We start from the raw sequence: 24,885 nt of genomic DNA, 5'->3' as shown, positions 1-24,885 counted from the left end.
TATTTTAATTACAAATAGTATCTCTTAAGATTAACGTATTGAGTTGTTTCCATATATCATGTTCTAAACTTTTAGGTGAGAATCTAAATATTAGAATTGATTTCTTTTGTTGAGGACATAATTTCTGTTCGACTGTTAAATTTAGACGGAGCATTTGTTTGGTTTTAAAGCGATCATACAATCGTACTTTACCTATATATTTAGAATTGTTGTTGTTTTTAGTTGTTTGAATTATTAAAGCAGAAGATGGTCGTTTAGGAGCTATAACTGTATCCTTTGGGATGTCAACTAAACCATCGAAGTATAGAATTAGATTTTGTTCAATATCTTTTTCGTTTATTAAGCTATCAGATACTACAGACCACGTAAAGACGTAAGACCAAAACCCAGGTTTTTCAATATTAGACCAATCTGGATGAAATATAGCTTCTTCAAAACCTTTGAGGGTCATTTCTTGTGCAAACCCTGTGGGTAGATTAAACGTTTCAACTCCCCATTGAGCATCATTGGTTAATAATTTAGGATGTGTTTTTTCTTGTGCATTAACAACTATAGAAACAATTGTTAATGAGATTGTAATAATTATTTTATACATAGTTTAAATTTTAAAATTGTAATAATATGTCAAATGCTATCGCGTCAGAAATTGCACTGTCTTTAAATTTGCTTTCATAATTTATACCCCAATCTCTTCGGTCAATTTTGAATTTAGTTTTAATAGTTTTGGCGACATCATCAACCATGGCTTTAATCATAATAGGTTTTGATATTTCTTTAATTATTAGATTTCCTTCAAGTCTATGTTCGTTTGTATTGCTATAATAGGTAACCTTTGTGAGTTCTAATTTAGCTTCTGGATATATTGCTACATCGAAGAAATCACTATTTTTCAAATGACCTATAGGTCCATTTCCATTGTCTAAGCGGTATTCTTCGTTTGAAATAGTGGTCATATCAATTACAAAGCTTCCACCAATAATATTTCCGTTTTTAGTGATAAGATTTCCTTTTTTGAAATCTACCGTTCCTTTATGTTCATAATATTTGAATAAGTAAGAACCTGTCCAGTTGATGATACTTTGATTTGTGACTAAGGAGTGGATTACTTTTGTATCATCTTTAGTATTGTTTTGCGCGTTGACCAATAAAGATAAACTTAAAGTAATGATGAGGGTACTAATTGTTTTTTGCATAATGTTATATTTTTGAAGTAAAACTATGCGGATGACTTTTCAAAAATGTCAAAAGAATGTAAAAGAAGTGTCAACAGTTGTAAAAAGTCAGTAAATAGGCGGTTATTTGTATTAATGAAAGAAATTAAAGATTTATCAAAATTTACAATTCTAGTGACATTATTGTTATTAGCATTAAATTCTTGTTCAACTAAAGAAGAAACAGTTTACCCATCCGAACGCGTAAAAGTAGCATTGCGATCTGTAGGAAATCAGTTATTACTGTCTAAAAAAGATAGTACTTCGTTAGTACTGCCTGTAGTTGCATTATCAAATAATACGTATGAGTTGTCTTTTGAAAATCCAATTGCTTTTGATCCAAGTATTCTCAATAGGTTAGTTGATGAAATTTTTAAAAAAGCGAATCTACCGGAGAATTATTTAGTTGAAGTAGTGCAATGTGGCGATAATGAAGTAGCGTATAGTTATGAAATGTTTAGAGCTGTTGAGAATAATATAGTTCCTTGCGGCGGGCGAATTGTGCCCGAACGTTGTTATACTATTGAACTTACATTTACTGAAGTGAAAGCCACTAATACAAGTCCATTTTGGTTTTACACGCTTGTATTTTTGGTTTTAGCATTCTTATTTTTTGTTTTTTATAGTAAGTACCATAGCTTTAAAAGAGAAACTATTTCAGAAAATACATTGAGGTTAGGAAGTTTTAAATTTTATCCTGAAGAAAACAAATTAGTAAAAGAGGCGCAGGATATCCCATTATCAAATAAAGAATGTGAATTGTTAGCTATATTAATATCGAGACCTAATCAAATTGTGAAAAGAGAAGAGCTTTCTAAAAAGGTTTGGGAGGATAATGGCGTGATAGTAGGAAGAAGTTTAGATACGTATATTTCTAAATTACGAAAAAAGCTTCAAGATGATAATACTATTAAAATTGTAAATGTTCACGGAGTAGGCTATAAGCTTGAACTTGATAAGTAGTGTAAGTGTTTTTTGTATTAAAGTTTCAGTAAAAAAATATTTAACTATAATTGATAAAAAAATATTAGCAACATTCAAATTATGGCATTATCTTTGGATACAACTGATTATTAATAAATTAAATTATAATACAATGAATAAAGGAACAGTAAAATTTTTCAACGACACTAAAGGTTTTGGATTTATCACAGAAGAAGGAGTTGAGAAAGATCATTTCGTACACATCTCAGGATTAATCGACGAGATTAGAGAAGGTGACGAAGTTGAGTTCGAACTAAAAGAAGGAAACAAAGGATTAAACGCGGTTAACGTAAGAGTACTATAGTTATCCATATATTTTCAAGGAAAAGCCCATCATTTGTGATGGGCTTTTTTTGTGCGCAAAATTGAGTTGTTAGATAGAAAAATTCAATAACTCAATAAAGCAATAATAAAACACCCTTTCATGACGAAAGGGTGTTCTGTCTATAGGAATTCATTGAGGTTATTGACTTATCTGTTTTTACTGTGTGAGTCTAGTTTGTTTTCTTCATCATTAAGTCCTAATGGTCCATTGCCTTTTTTAGCTTGTGTTCTACCTGGGATATCTAAATCTTTTCCAGCAAAATCTACTTTTGCTTTTCTATTTTTAATAGTTGGTCACGACCTCCATCGCCATGAATATTGTCTTGCTTTAAGATGTCCATATCACGCTCTGTAATTTCTGGATTGTACTTTAGTTTTTCGTCAGATTTTAAATTATCTTTTTTCATAATAAGTGGTTTTACATAAATATACCATTACAAGGCTTTTTTTAGATGCTAATTAACAGCACCTAAACATAAGATTAACACCGTTTTATACCTTTCCAACTTAAAAAAAGAAGTAATTATTATAATCGTGTATATTATTTAGCATCATTAAATTATTATCCATTAAAAAGAAGTAATTTCGCGCCCTTATAAAAGCATTGACAATGAAGCGAATAACAGAATACAAGAAATTATTTGGAGTTGAAAAAGAAATCGATTTAAAAGCTCTTAAAAAAAGTTATAGAAATCTAGTTAAAGAATGGCATCCAGATAAATTTCAAGATGGTGATGCAAAGCAAGAAGAAGCTGAAATCCAAAGTAGAAGAATTATTGATGGATATCATTTTTTAGTAAGTATGGCTCCAGAAACTAAGGAAAAAAACCTTCCTGAATATACTGAAACTATTACCAACTCAGCTATTGCAGATTACCACCACAAAGGTTTATTGATGGAGATCACATTTACAGATGGTACTACATACGAATATTTTGGTGTTACTAAACCAGTTTACCTTAAAATGGTAAATGCAGGAAACCTTAACAGATTTGCTAAACGTAGTATTTATCCTAAATACACATACCGTAAGTCTAAAAGAATCCTTCAAGAAGCATAATCCAATTTAACTGCAAAAAAATTTATGGCGAAGACATTTTCAAGTTTAGGTATTAATGCATCATTTATTAAAAGTCTTGATGTATTAAACATTAAAGTCCCTTCAGATATACAATTAAAGGTAATCCCTGTAATTTTAAATGAGAGGGTGGATGTTGTAGGATTGGCTAAAACAGGTACAGGTAAAACTGCGTCCTTTGGTTTACCGCTTTTACAAAACATAAACACTGAAAATAATGATGTCCAAGCCATAGTTTTAGCTCCTACAAGGGAGTTGGGACAACAGATACATAAAAATTTATCTGATTTTGCTGCTAATACACCTGAGATTTCAATTGCTTCGGTTTGTGGAGGAATCCCTATAAAACCTCAAATTGAACGTCTTAAAGAACCAACACATATAATTGTAGCCACTCCAGGGCGTTTAATTGATTTAATTGAGCGCAAGGCTGTTTCTATTACAAACGCTTCTTATTTAGTGCTTGATGAAGCAGATGAAATGGTAACGATTTTAAAGGAAAGTCTAGATACTATAGTTAAAGGACTTCCTAAAAAGCGTAGAACATTTCTTTTTACAGCTACGCTATCAGGAGAGATTAAGCAACTTGTACAAAACTATTTAAACAAAAATGTTGTTCATATTGAAGTAGATATGGCAACTTTAGGGCATCAAGGTATTGATCATCAATATGTTGTTGTGAAGCCTGAAGAGAAATTAGATGTTTTAATGCATTTTTTGAGCTCTAAAGATGGGCAACGAGGAATCATTTTCTGTAAAACTAAAGCTGCTGTCAATAAGCTAGCTAAAAATCTTGCAATTCATAAATATTCTTCTGGAGCTTTACACGGTAGTTTAACTCAAGGAATTCGTGATAGAATTATGGATCAGTTTAGAGCTGGACATATTAACATACTTGTTGCAACAGATCTTGCTGCTCGTGGTATTGACGTTAAGGAAATTGAATACGTTGTACAATATCATTTACCTGATACGTACGATGCTTATGTTCATAGAAGCGGTCGTACGGCTAGAGCAGGAGCAAAGGGGCTTTCGATAAGTGTTATTCAAGAAGAAGAAGTTGATGATATTCCAGATTTAGAAATCGAATTAGGAATTTCTTTTTCTGAAATGCCAAAGGCAGATGCTCTTTCAATTGAAGAGAATAATGCTAAATTATGGGCAAAACAAATCTTTAAAACAAAACCGAATCACTTTATTTCTGAAGATTTTAAAACTTCAATTAAAACTATTTTTCATCACTTAACAAAGGAAGAATTGATTGATAAGCTACTTGCTCATCATTTAAATCAAACAAATACCGTTGTTGCTAATGAAGAAATAGCGCAGAAAAAGAAGAAGAAAAAGAAGCGATAATTTTTTAAATAGAACAAAGTAAAAAGGGTTTTAATAGTTCACTTCGGAATTATTAAAACCCTTTTTTAGGTTAAATCTATTTAAAATTTATTGTTTTATTCTTAATTCACCATTTGTAGTTTGATATATATCACCTGTAGATAAAGATGCTGCTTCTAATTCGGTATTATACACTGGTACTCCACTAAAGTTTATTGAAGTCGCTTTTATTTTTCCTTCAACTACAAGTTTTTCGTCAATTGAAGTAGCTGCTGTAGTTCCTATACCTACATTTCCATTATCATCTATACGCATACGTAGTTTGTTATCGACCGTTCCATCTGTAGAGGTGTGAAAGTCAATTCTACCTGGCATATCATTAACACCTGTTAAGTTGTTCGCCATAGCACCCATTCGTATTGCTGAAGCATTTTTATAACCAGCACCATCATAACCTTGTGCTTCCATATTATAGTAGTTAGCATTTCCTTTATTTGTTACAGATGTAGGATTATTTTGAGTTCCTGCAGCACTTCTAATATGAAAAGAAGTAATGTTATTACCGTAACTATGCATGTCAAGATCTGCATCTCCACTAAAATTATCATCACCGTGAATTTCTAAAGCTTCATTAGGATTATCAGTACCAATACCAACATGACCATTTTTTAAAATTGTTAAAGCATTGTTTTGAGTTGTAACTCCCCCAGATCTAAAACCATTACCAACACTAAATATTCTATCAGTACCTTGTGTGTCTGTTGTAGAAGCAGGCGTGTAGTCAGTATTGTATAAACCTAAAGCAATCTCGCTATACGAAGGTGCTAAAAGGTTATTACCAATGGCCATACTGTTTAATCCACTAGCAGTACTTTCACTACCTATAGCAAATGCTCCTTCATTACTAGCTACGTTTGTAAAACCAATTGCAGCAGAATAGTTTCCCGAAGCAGTATTTAGTCTTCCTAATGCAAATGAATATTCTCCAGTAGAAAAACTTCTATTACCAAAGGCAAAAGAGTTTAAACCAGTAGCGTCATTATCTACACCACCTACAAATGAATATTCTCCGCTTGCAATATTAACACGTCCAATTGCAGTAGCGTAATTAGCTGAAACTTCATTTAAATATCCAAAACTAGTACCGTTTGAACCTGTGACATTATTACTTCTACCTAATGACACTGCATAAGGGGCATTTGCAATTGTCTCTCTTCCTAAAGCAACTGCATGTGAGCCAGTAGCTGTATTGTTAAAGCCAATTGCTACACTATATGAACCTAAATTTGCATTATCCCAGGAAGTTGAATTATTGTATCCAACTCTAAAAGCTGATTTTCCTTTATCAAAAAATAAACGACTATCATCATCATTTCCAGATACATTATCTAGGGACTTGCTACCTACAACAAAATCATCACTAGCTCTATTTGTAACGTTATAGATTACTCCGTTATCACTAAAAAATTCTCCTTTGTTATCTATAGGAACCCAAATTGTTCCATTAAAATACCAAAAACCTTCTTGTGCGTTATTCTGAAATATTAATAAACCTTTAGTAGGGGCTACAATATTGTTTTTTTGATTCTCTGTCATTCTAGGTACTAGAACGCCACTATCTGAAGAAACTATATCTAATGAACTTGAAGAATGAGGGGTATCTGTGTTAATTCCAACTTGAGCATATATTGGATTCGCGAGGGAGAATAATATAGCTAAAGAACTAAAACTCTTAAAAAATGTATTCATAGGTTAATAGGATGATTATGTGCAAAAATAATCATATAAACGCAATAATTTGTATTAAATCATTAATTTACAGCGCTTACGAGAGATTTTTCCTACTAGTTTTTAGATGTTTTCGTTATAGTGTAATAACTTAATGATGAGATACATTGCTGCTATTTCAGGTGAATAAGAACTACTATTTGCTATATTTGAGTAATCAACAATAATAGCTATGAAAAACGTACTTTACATCACCTTAGTTGCCTTATTATTTACAGCTTGTAAAAATGATAATAACACCACTAAAATTGAACCATTACAAGAACAAAACCCTGTCGTTTTTGACGGGATTGACCCTTCAATTAAACCCGGAGATAATTTTTATAATCACGTAAATAAAAATTGGTATGACAATGCTGTTATTGCTGATGATCAAGTAGGTGTAGGGGCTTATAGATTTTTAAATATACCACAGCAAAAATTACTTCAAAACATTCTTGAAGAGGTCTCTAAAAATAAACATCCACAAGGGAGTATAGAACAACAAGTAGGAGATTTTTTTGCTTCTGGTATGGATACTTTAAGTATTGATAAGCGAGGTATAACACCTATTAAACCTATTTTAGACCGTATCGATAAGGTTACTGATATAACTGAAATAATGGCCTTTGTTGCTGAGCAAATTAAAACGGGTGATTATTCAATGATTAGCCCTTATATCTCTCCAGATCAAGAAAATAGTTCTTTAAATATTCTGCATCTATCTCAAGCTGGTTTAGGGTTACCAGATCGTGATTATTATTTTAAAGATGACGCAAGTGTTCGCGAGATACAAGATGCTTATAAAACGTACTTAACTACCTTGTTTTCTTTAGCTGGTGATGAAAATGCAGTAGTTAACGCTAATAAAGTTTATAGTATTGAGAAACAACTTGCAAAATCTCATAAAACAAGAATTGAGCGTCGTGTTATAAAAGATAATTATAATAAAATTGAAGTTTCTGAATTAAATAAAACCTATCCAAACATCGGTTGGTCTAAAGTATTAGAAATATTAGGGGTTGAAACACAGTGGGTTGATGTAAAACAACCGAAATATTATGAAACGTTAAATGCTTTATTGAAACAAATTCCTATTAGCGATTGGAAATTATATTTAAAAGCAAATTCAATTGGCTCTCACGACGATTTGTTAAGCACACCATTTCAGGAAGCCTCTTTTGCTTATAGTAAAGTGTTATCTGGTCAAAGTGAACAACAACCACGAGCGCAACAAATGGTTCGTAGAGTTGATAGGCAAATAGGTTTTGCTTTAGGACAGTTATATGTTAAAAAATATTTTAATGAAGCTGCAAAAGAAAGAGCATTAGATTTAGTTAATAATTTTCAAAAAACACTAGAAGGTAGAATTGAAAATCTTGAATGGATGAGTGACAGCACTAAAGTAAAAGCTAAACAAAAATTATATGCAATTAGTAAAAAAATAGGATATCCAGATGTTTGGAAAACGTATGATGTTACCATTTATCGAAACGAATTTTTTGAAAATGTTGTGGCGCTTAGAAAAGATGAATTTCAATATGAATTAAACCAACTAAACAAAGCGCCAAATAGAGAAGAATGGCACACGACACCTTCTACAGTAACAGCCTATTATAACCCTTCTTTAAATGAAATTGTATTTCCAGCAGGAATACTTCAAGCGCCATATTTTGATTTGTATGCGGATGATGCTGTTAATTATGGTGGAATAGGTATGGTAATTGGTCACGAATTTACTCACGCGTTTGATGATCAAGGTGCTCAATATGACAAAGACGGAAATGTTACAAATTGGTGGACTGAGCAAGATTATACAAAATTTAAGGCCAAGACCCAACAAATTATTGACCAGTACGGTGCATTTACAGTTCTTGATAGTGTTCATTTAAAAGGAGCGTTAACTGTAGGAGAGAACACCGCTGATAATGGAGGAATAGCTATTGCTTATGACGCCTTCAAGAAGACACAACAAGGTATGAGTGAAGAAAAATTAGGGGGCTATACACCAGATCAACGTTTCTTTTTATCAATAGCGCGTATTTGGAGAGTAAAAATGCGTGACGAATTTCTACGTAATTATGTTGCTACAGATCCTCATTCTCCACCAATGTGGCGTGTAAATGGTCCTTTAATGAATTTTACTCCATTTTATAATGCATTTAAAGTTAAAGAAGGTGATGTTAACTATAAAACAGATGAAGAGCGAATTAAAATTTGGTAATTAACTGATTTTTCATAGCTTTCTGTTCTTGTTATTCAATAGTAATTACTTGCAATTATAAGTATAAAATATAGCTATAACTTCATTCGTAAAATAGTATCGTATTAAGTATTATTTATGAATAACAAATACCTAATTAATGTAATTTTGTTTAGACATTGTTGACTAAGGTCAATAGAAATCTAATTTATTTTTAAGAAAATTTTATGAGCAATTATAAAAAAGCATATATAGCGGGAGGTTGTTTTTGGGGGATGGAAGATCTTTTTAGAACTCAATCTGGTATTAAGGATACCGAGGTAGGATACCAAGGTGGAGAAAATGACAACCCTACGTATAAATATCATCCAGGACACGCAGAAGGTATTGAATTAACGTATGATCCTTCGGAAACTAATTTTAGAGAAATACTAGATTATTTTTTTAGAATTCATAACCCTACAACAGTTGATCAACAAGGAAACGACAAAGGTTCAAGTTATAGATCAGCTATTTTTTATCAAAATAATGAAGAAAAGAAAATAGCTGAAGAAATGATTGAATTGGTAAATCAATCTGGTAAATGGGATGATAAGGTTGTGACAACATTAGAACCATATTCAACTTTCTGGCAAGCTGAAGAAAATCATCAAGATTACTTAGTTAAAAACCCTAATGGATATACATGTCATTTTCTAAGGTTTGAAGATTCTTACATTAAAAATTAAGATGTATTAAAGTATTAAAATTTAAGAATTGCAAATCAATTTTTAAAAAATATTATAGGCCTTAATCATTTGTTTAATAATTGATTAAGGCTTTTTATTTGTGTCAATAATTTAATATAACTATTGGTTTGTTCCTTATACTATTTTGTAGAATCACGAACTACTAATTCGGTTTCTAACTCGATAATTTTAGGTGTAATTTCTTTATTTTCTTTTTTCAGATTCAACTCTTTATAAAGACGTTTAAAAGCTATTTTACCCATCTCATATCCTGGTTGATCTATAGTGCTTAACGAAGGAGTAATTGCAGAAGACATAAACCAATTGCTAAAACCAACAATACTAATTTGTTCTGGAATTAAAACGCCCTGTATTTTAAATTCGGTTACTGCGCCTATCGCAACTAGATCAGAACTAATAAAAATGGCATCTAAATCAATTTGCTCTTTACATATCTTTTTAGCAAAATTTTTCCCTTGGTCAAATGTCATCTCATCGCAGGTAAATACTAATGATGAATCATATATTATGTTATTATCTTCAAGCGCTTTTTTATATCCTAAAAATCTATCAATTGAGTTTTGTGGCAAAAGTGGCCCCCTAAAGTGTGCAATTTTTTTACAGCCAATATCAATCAAATGTTGTGTTGCTTTATAGGCAGCTTTCCTGTCATCTATTATTACTTTAGAACAATTAACTAGTTTGGCAATTTTATCAAACATTACAAGAGGAATATCATACTCTAAAATTTTAGATAAGTGTGAGTAATCTGCTGTGCTGTTTGCTAATGATATAAGTACTCCGTCAACATTTTTATTAAGTAGTAATTCTATTTGCTTTTTTTCAAGTTCAAAGGATTCGTTTGATTGTAAAATTATTACCAAGTATCCTTTCTTTTCTGCTTGATTCACAATTCCTTTAATTGCATTTGAAAAAAAGTAGTGTACAATTTCCGGAACTATTAGGCCAATAGTTTTAGACTCTTTAGTTCTAAGATTTACAGCAAATGAATTTGGTCTGTATTTTAATTCTTCAGCTGCATTGAGAACTAGTTTTTTAGTTTTAGCGCTAACATCGGGATAATCTTTTAATGCTTTTGAAACTGTAGGGATTGACAAGCCTAATTTTTTAGCAATTTCTTTTAGCGTAGTTGGTTTCATTTATGTACTATTTAATAGCTATAATTCGAAAGTACTAAAATTAACGAAATACTTTTCGTAAACTCCGAAATTATTTCGAAATCTCCTTAAATTTTGGGTTTTGGAAGTACATTTTAAATCTATAATATTTCAGAATGCAATACAAATAAAAAAGGTTGCCTATAAAGGACAACCTTTTTTCACTTCTAACTTAACATCAATTAAACACTAACTAATTATTTTAAACTTTCTAATAATTTTTCTGCAACTAACTCAGACGACGCTGGGTTTTGACCTGTAATTAAATTACCGTCTTGAATTGCATATGCAGCCCAGTCTTCTTTTTTAGAATAGATACCGCCATTTTCACTCAACATATCTTCCACTAAAAATGGAACAACTTCAGTTAATCCAACTGCAGCTTCTTCTGTATTAGTAAAACCTGTAACTTTTTTTCCTTTTACAAGTGGTGTACCGTTAGTATTTTTAACACCTTTTAAAGCAGCAGGAGCGTGGCATACAAATGCAACTGGCTTATCCTGACTATTAAATTTTTCAATTAATGAAATTGAAGTTTCATCATTTGCTAAATCCCATAATGGACCGTGCCCTCCAGGATAGAATACTGCGTCAAAATCGTCAGCATTCATATCGAACAATTTGTTAGTGTTTGCAATTTTTGACTTTGCATCTTCATCTTTATTAAAACGTTCGGTTGCTTCAGTTGCTGCATCTGGTGAGTCACTACTAGGGTCAATAGGTGCAGCTCCACCATTAGGTGTTGCAATTGTTATAGAAACTCCTTTGTCTAATAATGTGTAATATGGGTTTGCAAATTCTTCTACCCAAAATCCTGTTTTCTTCCCTGTATCTCCCAATTTATCGTGAGATGTTAATACAAATAATACATTCATAGTTTTATTTTTTTTTGATTCTTTTAATTCTTCTGAAACTTTTTCAGAAGTTGTTTCGCTTTTAGTGTCTTTACAACTTGTAGCTGTGACAATGGTAAGCGCTAACATTACTAATTTTGCTAATTTCATTTAAGAACTTAATAAGCCATTTTTACTATTTTCTCTACTCTTTCTGGTGATAGGTCTTGGTGTTCTCCCAATCCTGTCCATCCACGATCTGTAAATCTTTTTGAGATTTTCTCTGCAGTGCCTTCGTATGCTTTTGTGTAATCAGATAATTTAGTGTCAATACCTAATTCGTGGAAAAATGCTTCAGTTTTTTCTATCGCAGCATATGCTTTATCATCTGTACTACCCTCAGAAATACCCCAAACACGTTCAGCGTATTGTGCTAATTTTTCTTTTTTAGTTTCAAAATTAAACTTGTAATGACTTGGTGCTATTACTGCCAAGGTACGTGCGTGATCTATACCAAACATCGCTGTTAGCTCGTGACCAATGGCGTGAACTGCCCAATCTGTAGGTACCCCATTCTGGATTAACCCATTTAAAGCCATTGTACAACTCCACATAAAATTAGCTGCTGCTTTATAATCTGTTGGATCTTTTAAAACTTTAGGTGCAATTTCAATGAGAGTTTGCAATATGCTTTCTGCAAAACGATCTTGTAATAGAGCACCAATTGGGTACGTCATATATTGTTCAAGAACGTGAGTAAAAGCATCTGTTAATCCATTAGCTAATTGTCTTTCAGGAATTGATGTGATTACTTGAGGGTCTAGAATTGAAAATTCAGGAAATAATCCAGGTCCTCCCATGGCTAATTTCTCTTGTGTTTCTGCTCTAGTAATTACTGCACCAGAATTCATCTCTGAACCTGTGGCAGGTAATGTAAGTACTGTTCCAAAAGGCATTCCTTTTTCAGTTCTAATATTCTTTGTTAGAATATCCCAAGGAGTATCACCTTCATATACTGCAGCTGCAGATAAAAATTTAGTTCCGTCAATAACAGAACCTCCACCAACAGCTAGTAAATAAGTGATTTTCTCATCTTTAATTACTTTTAATGCTTCCATTAAAGTAGCATATTCAGGGTTTGCAGGAATGCCTCCAAATTCAATAACATCTAAGTTTGAAAGTGCCGTTTTTACTTGATCGTAAATTCCGTTTTTCTTGATGCTTCCTCCACCGTAAAGCATTAATACTTTTGCGTCTTGAGGTATTTCTTCTTTTACTTTTTCTATTGTATCCTTTCCAAAAATTATTTTGGTAGGGTTTTTAAAATCAAAATTGTTCATCTTGTTTGTGTTTTATTAAAATTATATTTTAACAATCATTTTTCCTTTATTCTTACCTTCAAATAAATCGATAAAGGCATTTGGGATATTTTCAAAACCTTCAACGATAGTTTCAGTATATGTTAGTTTTCCTTCAGATAACCAAGCAGATAATTGTTGTATCGCTTCTGGGAATTTTTCAGCATAATTAGAAACTATAAAACCTTGCATTAAGGCACTATTTTTAACTAAAAATGGCTGAACACTAACGCTCATTGGCGTTTCGGTACTATTATACACTGAAATAGCTCCACAGATAATAATTCTCGCTAATCTATTAATGTTGAATAAAACAGCGTCTGAAATAGGCCCACCTACATTATCAAAATAAATATCTACGCCGTTAGGTGCAGCTTTTGCGATATCAGCTTTGATGTCTTTGCTAGTGTTATAATTGATACCTGCATCAAAGCCAAATTTGGTTTTTAACATTTTAATTTTTTCATCTGTTCCGGCAATACCAATAACGTTTAGCCCTATAATTTTAGCTATTTGTCCAACAACGCTACCAACAGCACCCGCAGCACCTGATACTACTATTGTTTCTCCTGCAACGGGTTTACCTATTTGGTTTAAACCTAAATAAGCTGTTAGTCCTGTCATTCCTAAAACACCCAAATAAGTACTTAGTGGAGCTTGAGAGCCGTCAACTTTTAATAAACCTTCACCATTTGAAACTTGGTGAGTTTTCCAAGCTAACATTCCAGAAACATAATCCCCATTTTTGAAATTATCGTTTTTTGAAGCCGTTACTTTAGCAACAACTCCAGACTGTACTGGTTTGTTTAGTTCAAAAGGCGGAATATAAGATTTAGCATCACTCATTCTACCTCTTAAATAAGGGTCTACAGAAACATAAGCTGTTTCAAGTAAAATTTCGCCGTCATTAATCTCTAATTCAGAATTATCTTTAACAAATTCAAAGTTTGAAACTGTAGGTTTTCCTTCGGGTCTACTTTTTAATAAAATTGTATTTGTCATATTTAAAAAATTTATTCAATTACGGTAACCATATCTTCCATAGGCTTTCTAACCTTTACAAGATCTACTAACCAATCTTCATTTTCTTTTCTGTATCCAACAGGTAATAATACTGCGCTACGTAATCCTTTTTCGCGTAACCCTAATATTTGGTCAACTGCATCTGCGTCAAAACCTTCCATTGGTGTTGCATCAACACCTTCAAAAGCAGCAGCAGTTAGCGCTTCAGTAAATGCTATATATGCTTGTTTAGCTGCATGATTAAAATTTTCTTCAGCATTTTTTTGAGGGTAAGTGCTTAATAACATCTGGCGGTAATTTTCCCAACCTTCGTTTTCAAATCCACGAATTTTGTTAGTTAAATCAAACATGTAGTTAATTCTTTCTGCTGTGTAAGTGTCCCAAGCCGCAAAAACAAATAAGTGAGAACAGTCAGTTACTACAGATTGGTTCCAAGCAACCGGCTTAATTTTTTCTTTAACCTCTTGATTTTTAATCACGAAAATTTCAAAAGGTTGTAATCCACTTGAAGTAGGAGCTAGTCTAGCGGCTTCTAGAATACGCTCTATTTTATCTTCGGAAACTTTCTCTCCGTTCATAGCTTTAGCAGCGTATCTCCAATTTAATTTATCTAGTAATTCCATATGTTTAATTCTGATTTGTTATTTAATGTCTGTTTTATTTTATCACTTTAATACTATTCCATGCAGATTGATATGCTTCATCTAAGTGAGTTTTATCTAGCTGAAATGCTCCTCTTTTTTGTATAATCATTAAAAAAGACAGCGGGTTAATTGCATAAGCATATAATAGGTAATCTGAAATAGGTTTAATAATACCTTCTTTTTTACCACGAGTCCATAAATCGAGTAGGGGTTGCAGATGTTTTATACCCTCTTGTCTACTTTGTTCGTCAATCATTGGGGTGTTATCACACTGTGCTAAAAACATAGCATTTTCACACTCCTTTAATTTGAAATCAGCAATACGATTCCATATTAGTTTAAAACCTTCTTCAACTGTCATGTCTCCTTTATAGGTTTCGAAAGCATATTTAGTGTATTCAGCTTTAACATCTATATACGTTTTATTTACTAAATCTTGTTTGTTTTCAAAATATAAATAGATAGTTGCAGGCGATACTTTTGCCATTTTAGCAATTTTACTCATTGGTGTTGCATGAAAACCATTATTGTTCACAAGCTCAATAGTAGCCTTTACTAGCGCGTTACGTTTATCTATACTTTTTTGAAGTTTAGCCATCTTATTTTCAAATTATAATACAAAGATATGCCTAAAAATGAACGTTCATTCTTTTTTAACAAAGATTTATTATGTTTGTTATTTATAAGTATTTCAGTAATTAATAAAATAAAAGTATCGTATAGTAATATAGAGCGGTAATAAATTGATTTATAACTATAATAAATTCGTTACTGTTTTAAAATAAGGTTATTAGGTTTTTGTTTTAAGTAAATGGCGAATATTAAGTAGTAACTAATTTAATTTGTGAAACATTTACTTGTACGAATAAAATGAATTAAAGTAGGTAAAAACTGTGTTAAATCGTTGTTATGAATTGTTTTAACGTTTAAATTCGCATTTTTATAAAACTCCTCACATTTTAATGAAAATATTAATTCTATTATTGCTATTATTTTCTGTTAATAGTTACGCTCAAGTTGGTATAAATACAGATATGCCAGATTCCTCTTCAATTTTAGATATAACTAGTACGGATAAAGGAGTGTTAGTTCCTAGGGTAAGTTTATCATCAAGTACTGATGTTACTACTATTGCTTCACCTACTATAAGTTTATTAATTTATAATAATGTAACTGCTACTGATGTAACACCTGGCTACTATTATTGGAATGGAACTAGTTGGTCAAAAATTGCTACTGCTGAAACTGTAGATAACGCTTGGAGTATTCTTGGTAATTCAGGTACTGATGAGACAGTAAATTTTATAGGTACTACAGATGATGAAGATATAATTTTAAAACGAAATAATATAATAGCGGGTAAATTACAAACCAATAATACTGCACTTGGTGTTAATTCATTAGCAGCCATTACTACTGGTGTTAATAATGCAAGTTTAGGAGTTAATTCTTTAAGATATAACACAGATGGTAGTAATAATGTTGCAATAGGTGCCGATGCCTTATTGTCAAATTCAAGTGGTAGTTCAAATACTGCTAATGGTACTGGAGCATTAGCGGGTAATACAACTGGTGGAAGTAATACTGCTGTAGGATCATATTCTTTAGCTAACAACACGACGGGGGGGAATAACACATCTGTAGGTGGACTTTCTTTAAATGCTAATACTACAGGAGCAGGAAATACTGCAATTGGACAAAACACGCTTAATAGAAATACAACCGGAATTAACAATACTGCAAGTGGTATATTTTCACTTTTTGATAATACTACTGGGAGTAATAATACAGCAAGTGGAAGTGAATCGCTAACTTATAATACTACTGGTGCAGATAACTCTGCATTTGGAGTAAACGCACTTTATTCTAATACAACAGCAAGTAATAATACAGCGGTTGGAGCAAATACATTATATTCAAATTCAAATGGTACTAGTAATACAGCAGTTGGAGCATTTGCATTAAATGCTAATACAACAGCAAGTAATAATACAGCAGTTGGATTAAATGCATTAATGTCTAATACTACAGGGAGTAGCAATACAGCTCTTGGGGTTTTATCACTTTCGTCAAATAATGGACACTACAACACTGCAACCGGTGTAAATTCACTTAGCAGCAATGATACTGCTAGTTATAATACTGCCAATGGTTATAATGCGTTAACTAATAATATTTCAGGTAGTAGTGATACTGCTGTAGGTGCAAATTCGCTTTATTCTAATCTAACAGGAATATCTAATACAGCTGTAGGTGCCAACTCATTATATACTAATACAAGTGGTGGTAATAATACGGCTATTGGTACTAGTGCATTAAGGCTAAATGATACAGGAGTCAATAATACAGCTACAGGGGCCAATGCATTAAGTAATAATGTGTCTGGTGCAAATAATACTACGAGTGGTGTAAATTCAATGTTGTATAATGTAGATGGAATAGGTAATACTGCTAGTGGAATAAATGCTCTTTTAAATAACATTTCTGGGAATTACAATACAGCTTTTGGTCAGGGTGCTTTAAGTGGAAATACATTAGGAATCCATAATGTTTCAATAGGCGTTAATACTTTAAATGCCAACACAGAAGGAGATTATAATGTTGCTACAGGTGGGGCTTCCTTAGGTAGTAATACCTTAGGTTTACGCAATACAGCTTCAGGTTATAGTTCTCTTTCAGGAAATACTATTGGTAGCAATAATACAGCTTCAGGTTATATCGCATTAAGCGGAAATACTGAGGGGGATCATAATTCAGCTTTTGGTTACCAATCACTTAGATTAAACACTACTGGGGATAATAATACTGCGCTGGGGCACAGAGCTTTAGATAATGTTACCACAGGAAGCAACAATACAGCAATAGGTTATTTATCTAACGTGCCAAATCCGTTAGCAAGTAATCAAGTACGTATTGGTAATACTGCGGTAACCTATGCAGGAGTGCAAGTAGCTTGGGATATTACTTCAGATAGGAGATGGAAAAATACCATTGAAAACTCTAACTTAGGTTTAAATTTCATTAACAGTTTACGCCCTGTGTCATATTTCAGAAATAATGATAAAACAAGTAGAATTGAATATGGTTTTATTGCTCAAGAATTAAGAGAGGCATTAAAAGGTTCTGGTGTTAATGGTAAAAGCATCGTTTCTGAGGATACTGAAGGAATGTTAAGTGTACGATACAATGATTTGTTATCTCCTATTGTTAAAGCAATTCAAGAACAAACAGATCAAATAGAAGTGCTAAAGACTGAGAATGAAATTTTAAAGTTAAAACAAGAAGCTATTGTGAAGGAGTTGCAGGAAATTAAAGATTTGTTATTAAATAAAAAGTAAGATTGTCTGAGCTTAATTATGCATTGTTGCTAGGAGTACAAGAAGCTCTTTTCAAAAGCATATATTCCCCATTGTTTTTAAACTCTTTAATAGAATGACCTACGATGCGTTTAAATGTTTTGGATAGATGACTAACATCAGTAAAACCAAGTTCATCTGCTATTTGTGTCAACGTGAAATCTGAATTTAATAATCGAATTTCTACTAATTTTAGCTTTGCCTTTAAAATATAGTCACGTAAAGACATATGTACTTGTTTCTTGAAATATTCACTCACATAAGTGGGGGACATATTAAACACTTCAGAGAGGTTATCCACTTTAAGTAATTCGGTTTTATCAATATTTTCATTAATATAAATGAGCATGTTTTTTATACGGTCATCTGTACTTTTCTGAACTTCTAAATAGTTTCCTTTTTTAATATTTCTTATAAGAACTTCTAATATACTTGTCATTAGACTTGTCACAAGGTTTATAGAAGTTTCTCCATAATTTCTAGATTCTTGTAAAATCATATTTACAAGTTGCTCAATGTGGTTTCTGTCTAAATCACTTTTAATAATATCTCCAGGTAATTGATTGTAATTTGAGAGTATGTATGATGCTTCTTTAAACCATTCGTTTCTATCAATAGTTATTCTATTAATATTTTTAAAAAAAGCATCTGTAAACTTCAAGAAAACAAATTTTGTGGGTTTACTAATGGTAAATGAATGACATTTTAAAGGTGGGAGTAAAAACACACTTTCCTTTGTGTATGGGTATTCATTATAGTTAATACACTGAGTTCCTTCACCGCTTTTAATTAATACAAGTTCAAAAAAATTATTTTTAACGGGTCTTTCTTTCCATACAGACAACTCAACTTCTTGTATTTCGAAAGGTTTATACGCTTCAATTATGTCCATGTCAATCTAATTTGCTGTAAAATTACATGATATAGTATTAAAATTAAGAAAAAATCAACTTGAAACCTTTATTTATACAAACATCACCTTTTTTTATACTACTATGTAGCCTTAGTCTAATGATATCTTTGTGCTATAATTAAAAATTTATTCAATGAAAACACCTAATATATCTAAAGCCGAAATTTTAAATGCATTTAACTTTAGACACGCAACAAAAGAGTTTGATACCACTAAAAAAGTATCAGATGAAGATATGAAGTTCCTCTTAGAAACAGCACATTTATCACCAAGTTCATTTGGTTTTGAACCTTGGCATTTTATCGTTGTTCAGGATAAAGAATTACGCGAATTACTTAAACCAGTGGCTTGGGGAGCACCATTAAAATTAGATACTGCAAGCCATTTTGTATTAGGTTTAAGTATGAAAGCACCAATGGTAAAATACGATGCAGATTACATAATGCATATGATGAAAGATGTGAAACAACTTCCTGAAGATGTAATTGAAATGTATTCTAAATTTTATAGAGAATTTCAAGAACGTGATTTTGATTTAGATTCTGATAAAAAATTATTCGATTGGTCTTCAAAACAAACTTACATCGCATTAGGAAATATGATGACATCTGCTGCCTTAACTGGAATAGATAGTTGCCCTATTGAAGGTTTTCACCAAGAAAAAGCGGAAGCTTTATTGAAAGAAAAGTTTGGTGTTGATACAGAGAAATATGGCCTTTCATTTATGGTTGCTTTTGGATACAGAAAGGCAGATCCTGAATTTGGTAAATCTAGAAGAAACTTTGAGGATATAGTAACATTTAAATAATTGTTCATTGATCAAATACAGCTTTATGAAAGCAATAGGGTACAAAGAAAACCTTCCAATAGAAAATATTGAATCGTTACAAGACATAACATTAGATACCCCAAAAGTAACAGGTATAGATATATTAGTTGAGATAAAACCAATCTCAGTAAAATCTGCAGATTATAAAGTACGTGCAGGGATGCCTGTAGAAGGTGACGACTGGAAAGTGATTGGATAGGATGTAACCGGTATTGTAAAAGAAGTTGGAGAAGATGTTTCGCTTTTTAAAGTAGGAGATAGAGTTTGGTACGCTGGCGATTTTACACGTCAAGGTAGTTATGCGCAGTATCAAGTTGTAGATGAGCGTATTGTAGGTAAAAAACCTAAGAGTATTTCTTATGCAGAAGCTGCTGCTTTCCCATTAACAATACTTACAACCTAGGAAATGTTGTTTGATAGATTTAACGTTTCTAATGATGATGCTAAGATTTCAAAATTGATTTCTTGGAGTACTGAACTCGTTTAAATTTTATATTATTTTCATTTTTGGTTTAAAACAGCCATAGAATTAAGAGTATTTTTGTGGGTGTGTATTTGGGCTATTAAAACAATAAAATGAATAAAGTATTTAAAACGTTATTAGTGATTACAGTAGTACTGTCTGTGTTTTCGTGCGCTAATAATAACTTAAAAACAACGGAGTCTACTACTAAATTGCGTTTTATTGATGAATATGTAATACCTGACGATTTAATATTTGAAGAAACTTGAGTAGGAGGTTTATCAGGTATTGATTATGCAAACGGAAATTGGTATGTTATTAGTGATGATAGTGACTCACCAAGATTTTATAATGCTTCTATATCCTACGATTTAGATGGGTTTAAATCAGTTGAAATAAATTCTGTTGTAAAATTTGAAGATGTAGATGGTAAGCTTTTCACTAATGGAATTGTGGATCCGGAATCTATTAGATATGATAATGAGACAATAATCTGGACTAGTGAAGGTAACATAAATAACGGTTTGAAACCTTTTATACGTATTGCTGATACAAATGGAAGATTTTTAAAAGAAATGATATTAGCAAATCGTTATTTGCCTAATACGAATTCTAATTCAGGACCTCGCAATAATGGTGTGTTTGAGAGTTTAACGCTTAGTCAAGACGAAAAAGGTTACTGGGTAGCAATGGAATTACCTCTAATAGAGGATGGAGTTGAACCTACTTTAGCGGAAACAAATTCTCCAGTAAGGATTGCTTTTGTAAATAAAAAAACAGGGCGTTTTGAAAAAGAAATTGTTTATGAATTAAACAAAGTGGAACGTCCAGCAATTAACGGAGCTACTTTTGAAGTAAATGGTATTGTGGGTTTAATAGAATACGATATAAATAGATTTTTTGTTTTAGAACGTTCTTATTCTATGGGTTATGAAGATGGAGGCAATACAGTTAAAATATATGATGTAGACGCTAGTAAGGCTACTGATGTAAGTAGTCTCAAAAGTTTACTAGGCGCTAATTATACCAAAGTAACTAAAAAGCTATTGTTTAATTTTGAAACTATAAGAAAAGACCTTACCAATGCTATTGTAGATAATATTGAAGGACTAACTTTTGGTCCAGATTTTAATAATGGAAATCGTTCATTAATAGTTATAGCTGACAATAACTTTAGCCTTTATGGCCCTCAACTCAATCAAATTATTTTGTTTGAACTAGAAAAATAAATTGATTAAATCATTTTTCAAATTTCTCTTCTTGCTAATATAGTGAGTGTTTCACATTTTGTTTTTGCTTCAAAAAGACTTTATTGTAGTATAATATTTAAAATAAATCAATAGTAAATTCCCAAATTAATCATAATTGGTTTGGAGTTACAAAATGAAATTAAGTTCTTTCTGGATTATAATTTTCACAATTAATGGACAACTTAATTACCTTTTCAATTACTGTTTTTACTGGTTTTTTTGCGATAACAAACCCTATATCAAATATGACAGTTTTCTTGTCTTTAACACAAGGAGCAGACAAAAAAACAAAACAGGACATAAATAAAAGAGCTAATTTAATAGCTTTCATCATTGTAACTGTATTTATTCTTTTAGGTAAATATATTTTTGAATTGTTTAATATTAGCATTCCTGCATTTAAAATTACAGGAGGGATTTTAATATTTTTTATTGGTTTTGAAATGCTACAGTCAAAACAATCAAATATGAAAAGTATTGACAATGTGAATATTGATGAGAATATTGCAGTTTCTCCATTAGCAATTCCTATACTTGCAGGACCAGGAACTATAGTGACAGCTATGAATTTTGTTTCTAATGCTGCGCCGCTACAAATGTTTTTGGTAATTGCTATTTTTGGTTCAATGAGTTTATTGACCTATTTTACATTTAAATTAAGTGATTTAATTGTTAAGATTGTTGGTAATAATGTCATTTCTGTTATTGGAAAAATTATGGGTTTGATAATAGCTATAATCGGGACAGGTATGATTATTCAAGGAATTAAAATTTCATTCGATTTAATATCTAAATAAACTTTAGGAATTAATTTTAAGTGTTTTGTCGTTAACTCTTATTGAAATTAATTTATCATTTATTAAAAATTGCTAATAGTAACGTTCTATGAAAAAAGTATTGATTCTATTTGCTCACCCAACATTTGAAAAGTCAAGGGCTAACTTGACCTTAATAAAACATATTAAGGATATTGCGGGAGTTACATTTCACGATTTGTACGAGCGTTATCCAGACTTTCATATTGATGTTGAAAAAGAGCAAGAGTTGTTAAATCATCACGATGTTATTGTTTGGCATCATCCTTTTTATTGGTATAGTTGCCCGCCATTAATGAAACAATGGATAGATATGGTGCTGGAGTTTAATTGGGCTTATGGTCCAAGCGGCAAAGCCCTTACTTCTAAAGCTTGCATAAATGTAATAACAACAGGAGGCTCTAAGGACTTATATTGTACTGAAGGTACAAACAGTTTTACGGTAAATCAATTTCTAAGACCTTTTGAACAAACTGCTAATTTATGTGGAATGGATTATTTCCCTCCATATGCAGTGATGGGAACCTACACATTAACAGATAAACAATTAACACAGCACGGTAAAGAGTATGCAAAATTAATTGACCTATTTCAGAAAGATTTGAAAATTGCTGCAGCAGAAGGTTGTTTTTTTTCAAACAATATCCCACAACTAAAACAAGACTAATATGACAGGTAGTTTACTTTTTGAAGCAATTATCTTTTTAGCTGGAGCCATTATTTGTGTTTCAATTGCTAAACGTTTGGGATTAAGTTCGGTTATTGGTTATTTGTTAGCAGGTGTTTTGATTGGCCCTTATGTACTAGGTTTTATAGGACAGGAAGGTCAAGATATTATGCACTTTGCTGAATACGGAGTTGTAGTAATGTTGTTCTTAATTGGTTTAGAAATTGAACCAAAGAACTTTTGGAATATGCGGAAAACCATTGTAGGGATGGGAGGAATCCAGGTAGGAGGGACTATGTTACTTTCGTATATATTATTTATTATATTAGGTTTTGAATGGAAAGTCTCTTTAGTAATCTCAATGGCAGTAGCGTTATCTTCAACCGCAATTGCTTTGCAAACTATTAAGGAGAAAGGATTGATGGAAACCACCTTTGGTAATTCGTCATTTTCAATATTATTATTTCAGGATATTATTGTGATTTTTATGTTAGGTGCATTACCATTACTTTCTACTTCAGAAAGTGTAACATCCGTAGAAACACACACAAATTTATTAGATGGATTACCAATGATCTATCAAACACTTGCTATTCTATTGTCAGTAGTAATGATTATTGTGGCAGGTAAATATTTTATTGTGCCTATGTTGAGAAAAGTAGCTAAAATAGGTGTTCGTGAGATGCTAATTGCAGCGGCATTTTTAATAGTTTTTTCTATTTCATTTTTAATGGAATATGTTGGGCTTAGCCCAGCACTTGGTGCTTTTTTAGGTGGGGTTGTTTTATCAAATAGTGAATTTAAACACGAACTCGAAAGTACACTAGAACCTTTTAAAAACTTACTGTTAGGTTTATTTTTTATGGCAGTTGGTGCCTCTATTAATTTTATAGTTATTGCGAAAAGTCCGTTCACCGTGGGTGGATTACTAATAGCAATTATAGCATTAAAAGCCATTGTATTGTACATAACTGGTAGAATATTCAAATTAAAATTAGACCAGAAATTACTACTAACTTTTAGTCTTGCTCAAATAGGAGAATTTGCTTTTGTATTACTGTCTTTCGCATTTCAGCTAAATTTGTTAGCGCAAGATGATATGGACATAATGCTTGTAATAACAGCTTTAACGATGTCAATTACTCCAATTATAAGTATCATAAATGAGCGTTTAATATTGCCAAAAATAGGAACCAAAGAATCGGTTAAAAGACCGATGGATCATATTGCTAAATCACAAAAAATAATCCTTGTTGGTTTTGGGCATTTTGGAAGTACTGTAGGTCGTTTCTTGCGATCTCATGGAATAGAGGCAACCATATTAGATCAAGATTCAAATCGTGTAGATTTTCTTCGGAAAATGGGCTTTGAGGTATACTATGGAGATGCAACGAGAGTTGACTTGTTAGAATCGGCGGGCATTTCCGAAGCTAAAATATTAATCTGTGCTATAGACAACCCTAGTGTTACTAAGGAAATTAGTAAACTAGTAAAAGAGAAATACCCTCACGTGGAATTGATGATTCGTGCTAAAAATAGATATGAAGCATATGATTTATTAAACCTTGGGATTGATAATATTTATCGCGAATCTTTAGATACATCTCTTAGTTTAGCGAAAGATGTATTGAGTAAAATGGGTTTCAGAAAATATACTTTGAATAGACAAGTTCAGAATTTTATAAAATATGATGAAACCAGCCTTAGACGACTGGCTAAAGAATCTAAAAGAGACGATAATTATATTTTTAAGGCAAGGAAAGAGATGGAAGAACAAGAAAAACTTTTGGATCAAGATTTTAAAAGAGGTGTTGTAGATTATGATAATCATTGGGATAGTGAGCATATAAGAAATACTCTAAAAAGCACTAAAACAATTAAACAAGAATAGAATTTTACTTTTAGTTACTGAGATGCAATAATTTA

Annotated in this window: 25 protein-coding genes and 1 pseudogene; 15 read left to right on the top strand and 11 right to left on the bottom strand. The window is 31.8% G+C overall.

Annotation, left to right across the window (positions count from 1 at the left end):
- Positions 1-4 precede the first annotated feature (4 nt).
- Positions 5-595, bottom strand: coding sequence for a hypothetical protein (locus tag GBH57_RS08285; protein ID WP_151673950.1), 591 nt, complete (start codon positions 593-595; stop codon positions 5-7).
- Between the two features lie 10 nt (positions 596-605).
- Entirely contained in the window at positions 606-1,193 is a 588-nt protein-coding gene (locus tag GBH57_RS08280) for a YceI family protein (RefSeq protein ID WP_151673948.1), read from the bottom strand.
- 114 nt (positions 1,194-1,307) lie between these two features.
- Here GBH57_RS08280 and GBH57_RS08275 point away from each other — a divergent pair, with 114 nt between their 5' ends.
- Together GBH57_RS08275 and GBH57_RS08270 are read left to right on the top strand one after the other, a co-directional pair.
- Positions 1,308-2,174 carry a winged helix-turn-helix domain-containing protein gene (locus tag GBH57_RS08275; RefSeq protein WP_161596079.1) on the top strand — a complete coding sequence of 289 codons (867 nt, stop codon included), beginning with the start codon at positions 1,308-1,310 and terminating at the stop codon, positions 2,172-2,174.
- 133 nt (positions 2,175-2,307) lie between these two features.
- On the top strand, positions 2,308-2,499 hold the full coding sequence (locus GBH57_RS08270; RefSeq protein ID WP_151673944.1) for a cold-shock protein: 192 nt from the start codon (positions 2,308-2,310) through the stop codon (positions 2,497-2,499).
- 283 nt (positions 2,500-2,782) lie between these two features.
- Here GBH57_RS08270 and GBH57_RS16225 read toward each other — a convergent pair whose 3' ends face one another.
- Positions 2,783-2,926, bottom strand: a complete 144-nt coding sequence (locus tag GBH57_RS16225) for a hypothetical protein (RefSeq protein WP_235904670.1) — start codon at positions 2,924-2,926, stop codon at positions 2,783-2,785.
- 203 nt (positions 2,927-3,129) lie between these two features.
- Between GBH57_RS16225 and GBH57_RS08260 the strand changes: the two genes are divergently transcribed.
- Together GBH57_RS08260 and GBH57_RS08255 are read left to right on the top strand one after the other, a co-directional pair.
- A complete protein-coding gene (locus GBH57_RS08260) occupies positions 3,130-3,579 on the top strand; it encodes a KTSC domain-containing protein (protein ID WP_151673942.1) in 450 nt (149 codons plus the stop codon).
- Between the two features lie 24 nt (positions 3,580-3,603).
- Positions 3,604-4,953, top strand: coding sequence for a DEAD/DEAH box helicase (locus tag GBH57_RS08255; RefSeq protein ID WP_151673940.1), 1,350 nt, complete (start codon positions 3,604-3,606; stop codon positions 4,951-4,953).
- An 87-nt stretch (positions 4,954-5,040) separates the two neighbouring features.
- On the opposite strand, the gene GBH57_RS08250 is transcribed toward GBH57_RS08255, so the two are convergent.
- On the bottom strand, positions 5,041-6,681 hold the full coding sequence (locus GBH57_RS08250) for a phage tail-like protein (RefSeq protein WP_151673938.1): 1,641 nt from the start codon (positions 6,679-6,681) through the stop codon (positions 5,041-5,043).
- A gap of 211 nt (positions 6,682-6,892) precedes the next feature.
- Between GBH57_RS08250 and GBH57_RS08245 the strand changes: the two genes are divergently transcribed.
- Together GBH57_RS08245 and msrA are read left to right on the top strand one after the other, a co-directional pair.
- On the top strand, positions 6,893-8,923 hold the full coding sequence (locus tag GBH57_RS08245; RefSeq protein WP_151673936.1) for a M13 family metallopeptidase: 2,031 nt from the start codon (positions 6,893-6,895) through the stop codon (positions 8,921-8,923).
- A gap of 206 nt (positions 8,924-9,129) precedes the next feature.
- Positions 9,130-9,630: a peptide-methionine (S)-S-oxide reductase MsrA gene (gene msrA, locus GBH57_RS08240; RefSeq protein ID WP_151673934.1), complete on the top strand. Its 501-nt coding sequence runs from the start codon at positions 9,130-9,132 to the stop codon at positions 9,628-9,630.
- Between the two features lie 140 nt (positions 9,631-9,770).
- Here the strand turns inward: msrA and GBH57_RS08235 are convergent, their stop codons facing one another.
- From GBH57_RS08235 to GBH57_RS08210, 6 genes are all read right to left on the bottom strand, one after another.
- The gene (locus GBH57_RS08235; RefSeq protein ID WP_151673932.1) at positions 9,771-10,790 is read right to left on the bottom strand and encodes a LacI family DNA-binding transcriptional regulator; all 1,020 of its coding nucleotides are present in this window, start codon (positions 10,788-10,790) and stop codon (positions 9,771-9,773) included.
- 215 nt (positions 10,791-11,005) lie between these two features.
- Positions 11,006-11,812, bottom strand: coding sequence for a type 1 glutamine amidotransferase domain-containing protein (locus tag GBH57_RS08230; protein ID WP_174844033.1), 807 nt, complete (start codon positions 11,810-11,812; stop codon positions 11,006-11,008).
- An 8-nt stretch (positions 11,813-11,820) separates the two neighbouring features.
- A complete protein-coding gene (locus GBH57_RS08225) occupies positions 11,821-12,981 on the bottom strand; it encodes an iron-containing alcohol dehydrogenase (protein WP_151673930.1) in 1,161 nt (386 codons plus the stop codon).
- Between the two features lie 21 nt (positions 12,982-13,002).
- Positions 13,003-14,001, bottom strand: coding sequence for an NADP-dependent oxidoreductase (locus GBH57_RS08220; RefSeq protein WP_151673928.1), 999 nt, complete (start codon positions 13,999-14,001; stop codon positions 13,003-13,005).
- An 11-nt stretch (positions 14,002-14,012) separates the two neighbouring features.
- The gene (locus tag GBH57_RS08215) at positions 14,013-14,645 is read right to left on the bottom strand and encodes an NAD(P)H-dependent oxidoreductase (protein WP_151673926.1); all 633 of its coding nucleotides are present in this window, start codon (positions 14,643-14,645) and stop codon (positions 14,013-14,015) included.
- Between the two features lie 34 nt (positions 14,646-14,679).
- Entirely contained in the window at positions 14,680-15,264 is a 585-nt protein-coding gene (locus GBH57_RS08210) for a TetR/AcrR family transcriptional regulator (RefSeq protein WP_151673924.1), read from the bottom strand.
- 364 nt (positions 15,265-15,628) lie between these two features.
- On the opposite strand from GBH57_RS08210, the gene GBH57_RS08205 reads away from it, so the two are divergent.
- Positions 15,629-18,004 (top strand): tail fiber domain-containing protein, encoded by a 2,376-nt coding sequence (locus GBH57_RS08205; RefSeq protein WP_151673922.1) that lies wholly within the window; start codon positions 15,629-15,631, stop codon positions 18,002-18,004.
- 16 nt (positions 18,005-18,020) lie between these two features.
- On the opposite strand, the gene GBH57_RS08200 is transcribed toward GBH57_RS08205, so the two are convergent.
- Positions 18,021-18,914: an AraC family transcriptional regulator gene (locus GBH57_RS08200; protein ID WP_151673920.1), complete on the bottom strand. Its 894-nt coding sequence runs from the start codon at positions 18,912-18,914 to the stop codon at positions 18,021-18,023.
- 154 nt (positions 18,915-19,068) lie between these two features.
- Here GBH57_RS08200 and GBH57_RS08195 point away from each other — a divergent pair, with 154 nt between their 5' ends.
- The 8 genes and pseudogenes from GBH57_RS08195 (at position 19,069) to GBH57_RS08170 (ending at position 24,850) form a co-directional block, all read left to right on the top strand.
- The gene (locus GBH57_RS08195) at positions 19,069-19,743 is read left to right on the top strand and encodes an NAD(P)H-dependent oxidoreductase (RefSeq protein ID WP_151673918.1); all 675 of its coding nucleotides are present in this window, start codon (positions 19,069-19,071) and stop codon (positions 19,741-19,743) included.
- A 25-nt stretch (positions 19,744-19,768) separates the two neighbouring features.
- Positions 19,769-19,963 carry a hypothetical protein gene (locus GBH57_RS16220; protein WP_235904669.1) on the top strand — a complete coding sequence of 65 codons (195 nt, stop codon included), beginning with the start codon at positions 19,769-19,771 and terminating at the stop codon, positions 19,961-19,963.
- 12 nt (positions 19,964-19,975) lie between these two features.
- Positions 19,976-20,167 carry a hypothetical protein gene (locus tag GBH57_RS16365; RefSeq protein ID WP_373865835.1) on the top strand — a complete coding sequence of 64 codons (192 nt, stop codon included), beginning with the start codon at positions 19,976-19,978 and terminating at the stop codon, positions 20,165-20,167.
- A gap of 173 nt (positions 20,168-20,340) precedes the next feature.
- Complete coding sequence (locus GBH57_RS15995) at positions 20,341-20,496, top strand: hypothetical protein (RefSeq protein ID WP_161596078.1); 156 nt, start codon at positions 20,341-20,343, stop codon at positions 20,494-20,496.
- Positions 20,497-20,508: 12 nt separating this feature from the next.
- Positions 20,509-21,456, top strand: a pseudogene (locus GBH57_RS08185) (esterase-like activity of phytase family protein); the annotation flags it as partial.
- Positions 21,457-21,650: 194 nt separating this feature from the next.
- Complete coding sequence (locus GBH57_RS08180; RefSeq protein WP_151673915.1) at positions 21,651-22,274, top strand: MarC family protein; 624 nt, start codon at positions 21,651-21,653, stop codon at positions 22,272-22,274.
- An 88-nt stretch (positions 22,275-22,362) separates the two neighbouring features.
- A complete protein-coding gene (kefF, locus tag GBH57_RS08175) occupies positions 22,363-22,959 on the top strand; it encodes a glutathione-regulated potassium-efflux system oxidoreductase KefF (RefSeq protein ID WP_151673913.1) in 597 nt (198 codons plus the stop codon).
- A gap of 1 nt (position 22,960) precedes the next feature.
- A complete protein-coding gene (locus GBH57_RS08170) occupies positions 22,961-24,850 on the top strand; it encodes a cation:proton antiporter domain-containing protein (RefSeq protein ID WP_151673911.1) in 1,890 nt (629 codons plus the stop codon).
- The last annotated feature ends 35 nt before the right edge of the window (positions 24,851-24,885 follow it).

The organism is Patiriisocius marinus, assembly GCF_008974325.1.
GTDB lineage: Bacteria > Bacteroidota > Bacteroidia > Flavobacteriales > Flavobacteriaceae > Patiriisocius > Patiriisocius marinus.
This window is presented reverse-complemented; position numbering and strand designations above follow the sequence as displayed.

Excerpts from the sequence above, each read along its gene's own strand:
- GBH57_RS16225 (WP_235904670.1), bottom strand. The coding sequence starts at position 2,926 with ATGAAAAAAGATAATTTAAAATCTGACGAAAAACTAAAGTACAATCCA.
- GBH57_RS08205 (WP_151673922.1), top strand. The coding sequence starts at position 15,629 with ATGAAAATATTAATTCTATTATTGCTATTATTTTCTGTTAATAGTTAC.
- GBH57_RS08230 (WP_174844033.1), bottom strand. The coding sequence starts at position 11,812 with ATGAAATTAGCAAAATTAGTAATGTTAGCGCTTACCATTGTCACAGCT.
- GBH57_RS08215 (WP_151673926.1), bottom strand. The coding sequence starts at position 14,645 with ATGGAATTACTAGATAAATTAAATTGGAGATACGCTGCTAAAGCTATG.
- GBH57_RS08255 (WP_151673940.1), top strand. The coding sequence starts at position 3,604 with ATGGCGAAGACATTTTCAAGTTTAGGTATTAATGCATCATTTATTAAA.
- kefF (WP_151673913.1), top strand. The coding sequence starts at position 22,363 with ATGAAAAAAGTATTGATTCTATTTGCTCACCCAACATTTGAAAAGTCA.
- GBH57_RS08210 (WP_151673924.1), bottom strand. The coding sequence starts at position 15,264 with ATGGCTAAACTTCAAAAAAGTATAGATAAACGTAACGCGCTAGTAAAG.
- GBH57_RS08220 (WP_151673928.1), bottom strand. The coding sequence starts at position 14,001 with ATGACAAATACAATTTTATTAAAAAGTAGACCCGAAGGAAAACCTACA.
- msrA (WP_151673934.1), top strand. The coding sequence starts at position 9,130 with ATGAGCAATTATAAAAAAGCATATATAGCGGGAGGTTGTTTTTGGGGG.
- GBH57_RS08225 (WP_151673930.1), bottom strand. The coding sequence starts at position 12,981 with ATGAACAATTTTGATTTTAAAAACCCTACCAAAATAATTTTTGGAAAG.
- GBH57_RS08280 (WP_151673948.1), bottom strand. The coding sequence starts at position 1,193 with ATGCAAAAAACAATTAGTACCCTCATCATTACTTTAAGTTTATCTTTA.
- GBH57_RS08180 (WP_151673915.1), top strand. The coding sequence starts at position 21,651 with ATGGACAACTTAATTACCTTTTCAATTACTGTTTTTACTGGTTTTTTT.
- GBH57_RS08200 (WP_151673920.1), bottom strand. The coding sequence starts at position 18,914 with ATGGACATAATTGAAGCGTATAAACCTTTCGAAATACAAGAAGTTGAG.
- GBH57_RS08235 (WP_151673932.1), bottom strand. The coding sequence starts at position 10,790 with ATGAAACCAACTACGCTAAAAGAAATTGCTAAAAAATTAGGCTTGTCA.
- GBH57_RS08260 (WP_151673942.1), top strand. The coding sequence starts at position 3,130 with ATGAAGCGAATAACAGAATACAAGAAATTATTTGGAGTTGAAAAAGAA.
- GBH57_RS08250 (WP_151673938.1), bottom strand. The coding sequence starts at position 6,681 with ATGAATACATTTTTTAAGAGTTTTAGTTCTTTAGCTATATTATTCTCC.
- GBH57_RS16220 (WP_235904669.1), top strand. The coding sequence starts at position 19,769 with ATGAAAGCAATAGGGTACAAAGAAAACCTTCCAATAGAAAATATTGAA.
- GBH57_RS08270 (WP_151673944.1), top strand. The coding sequence starts at position 2,308 with ATGAATAAAGGAACAGTAAAATTTTTCAACGACACTAAAGGTTTTGGA.
- GBH57_RS08195 (WP_151673918.1), top strand. The coding sequence starts at position 19,069 with ATGAAAACACCTAATATATCTAAAGCCGAAATTTTAAATGCATTTAAC.
- GBH57_RS08285 (WP_151673950.1), bottom strand. The coding sequence starts at position 595 with ATGTATAAAATAATTATTACAATCTCATTAACAATTGTTTCTATAGTT.
- GBH57_RS08170 (WP_151673911.1), top strand. The coding sequence starts at position 22,961 with ATGACAGGTAGTTTACTTTTTGAAGCAATTATCTTTTTAGCTGGAGCC.
- GBH57_RS08245 (WP_151673936.1), top strand. The coding sequence starts at position 6,893 with ATGAAAAACGTACTTTACATCACCTTAGTTGCCTTATTATTTACAGCT.
- GBH57_RS15995 (WP_161596078.1), top strand. The coding sequence starts at position 20,341 with ATGAATAAAGTATTTAAAACGTTATTAGTGATTACAGTAGTACTGTCT.
- GBH57_RS08275 (WP_161596079.1), top strand. The coding sequence starts at position 1,308 with ATGAAAGAAATTAAAGATTTATCAAAATTTACAATTCTAGTGACATTA.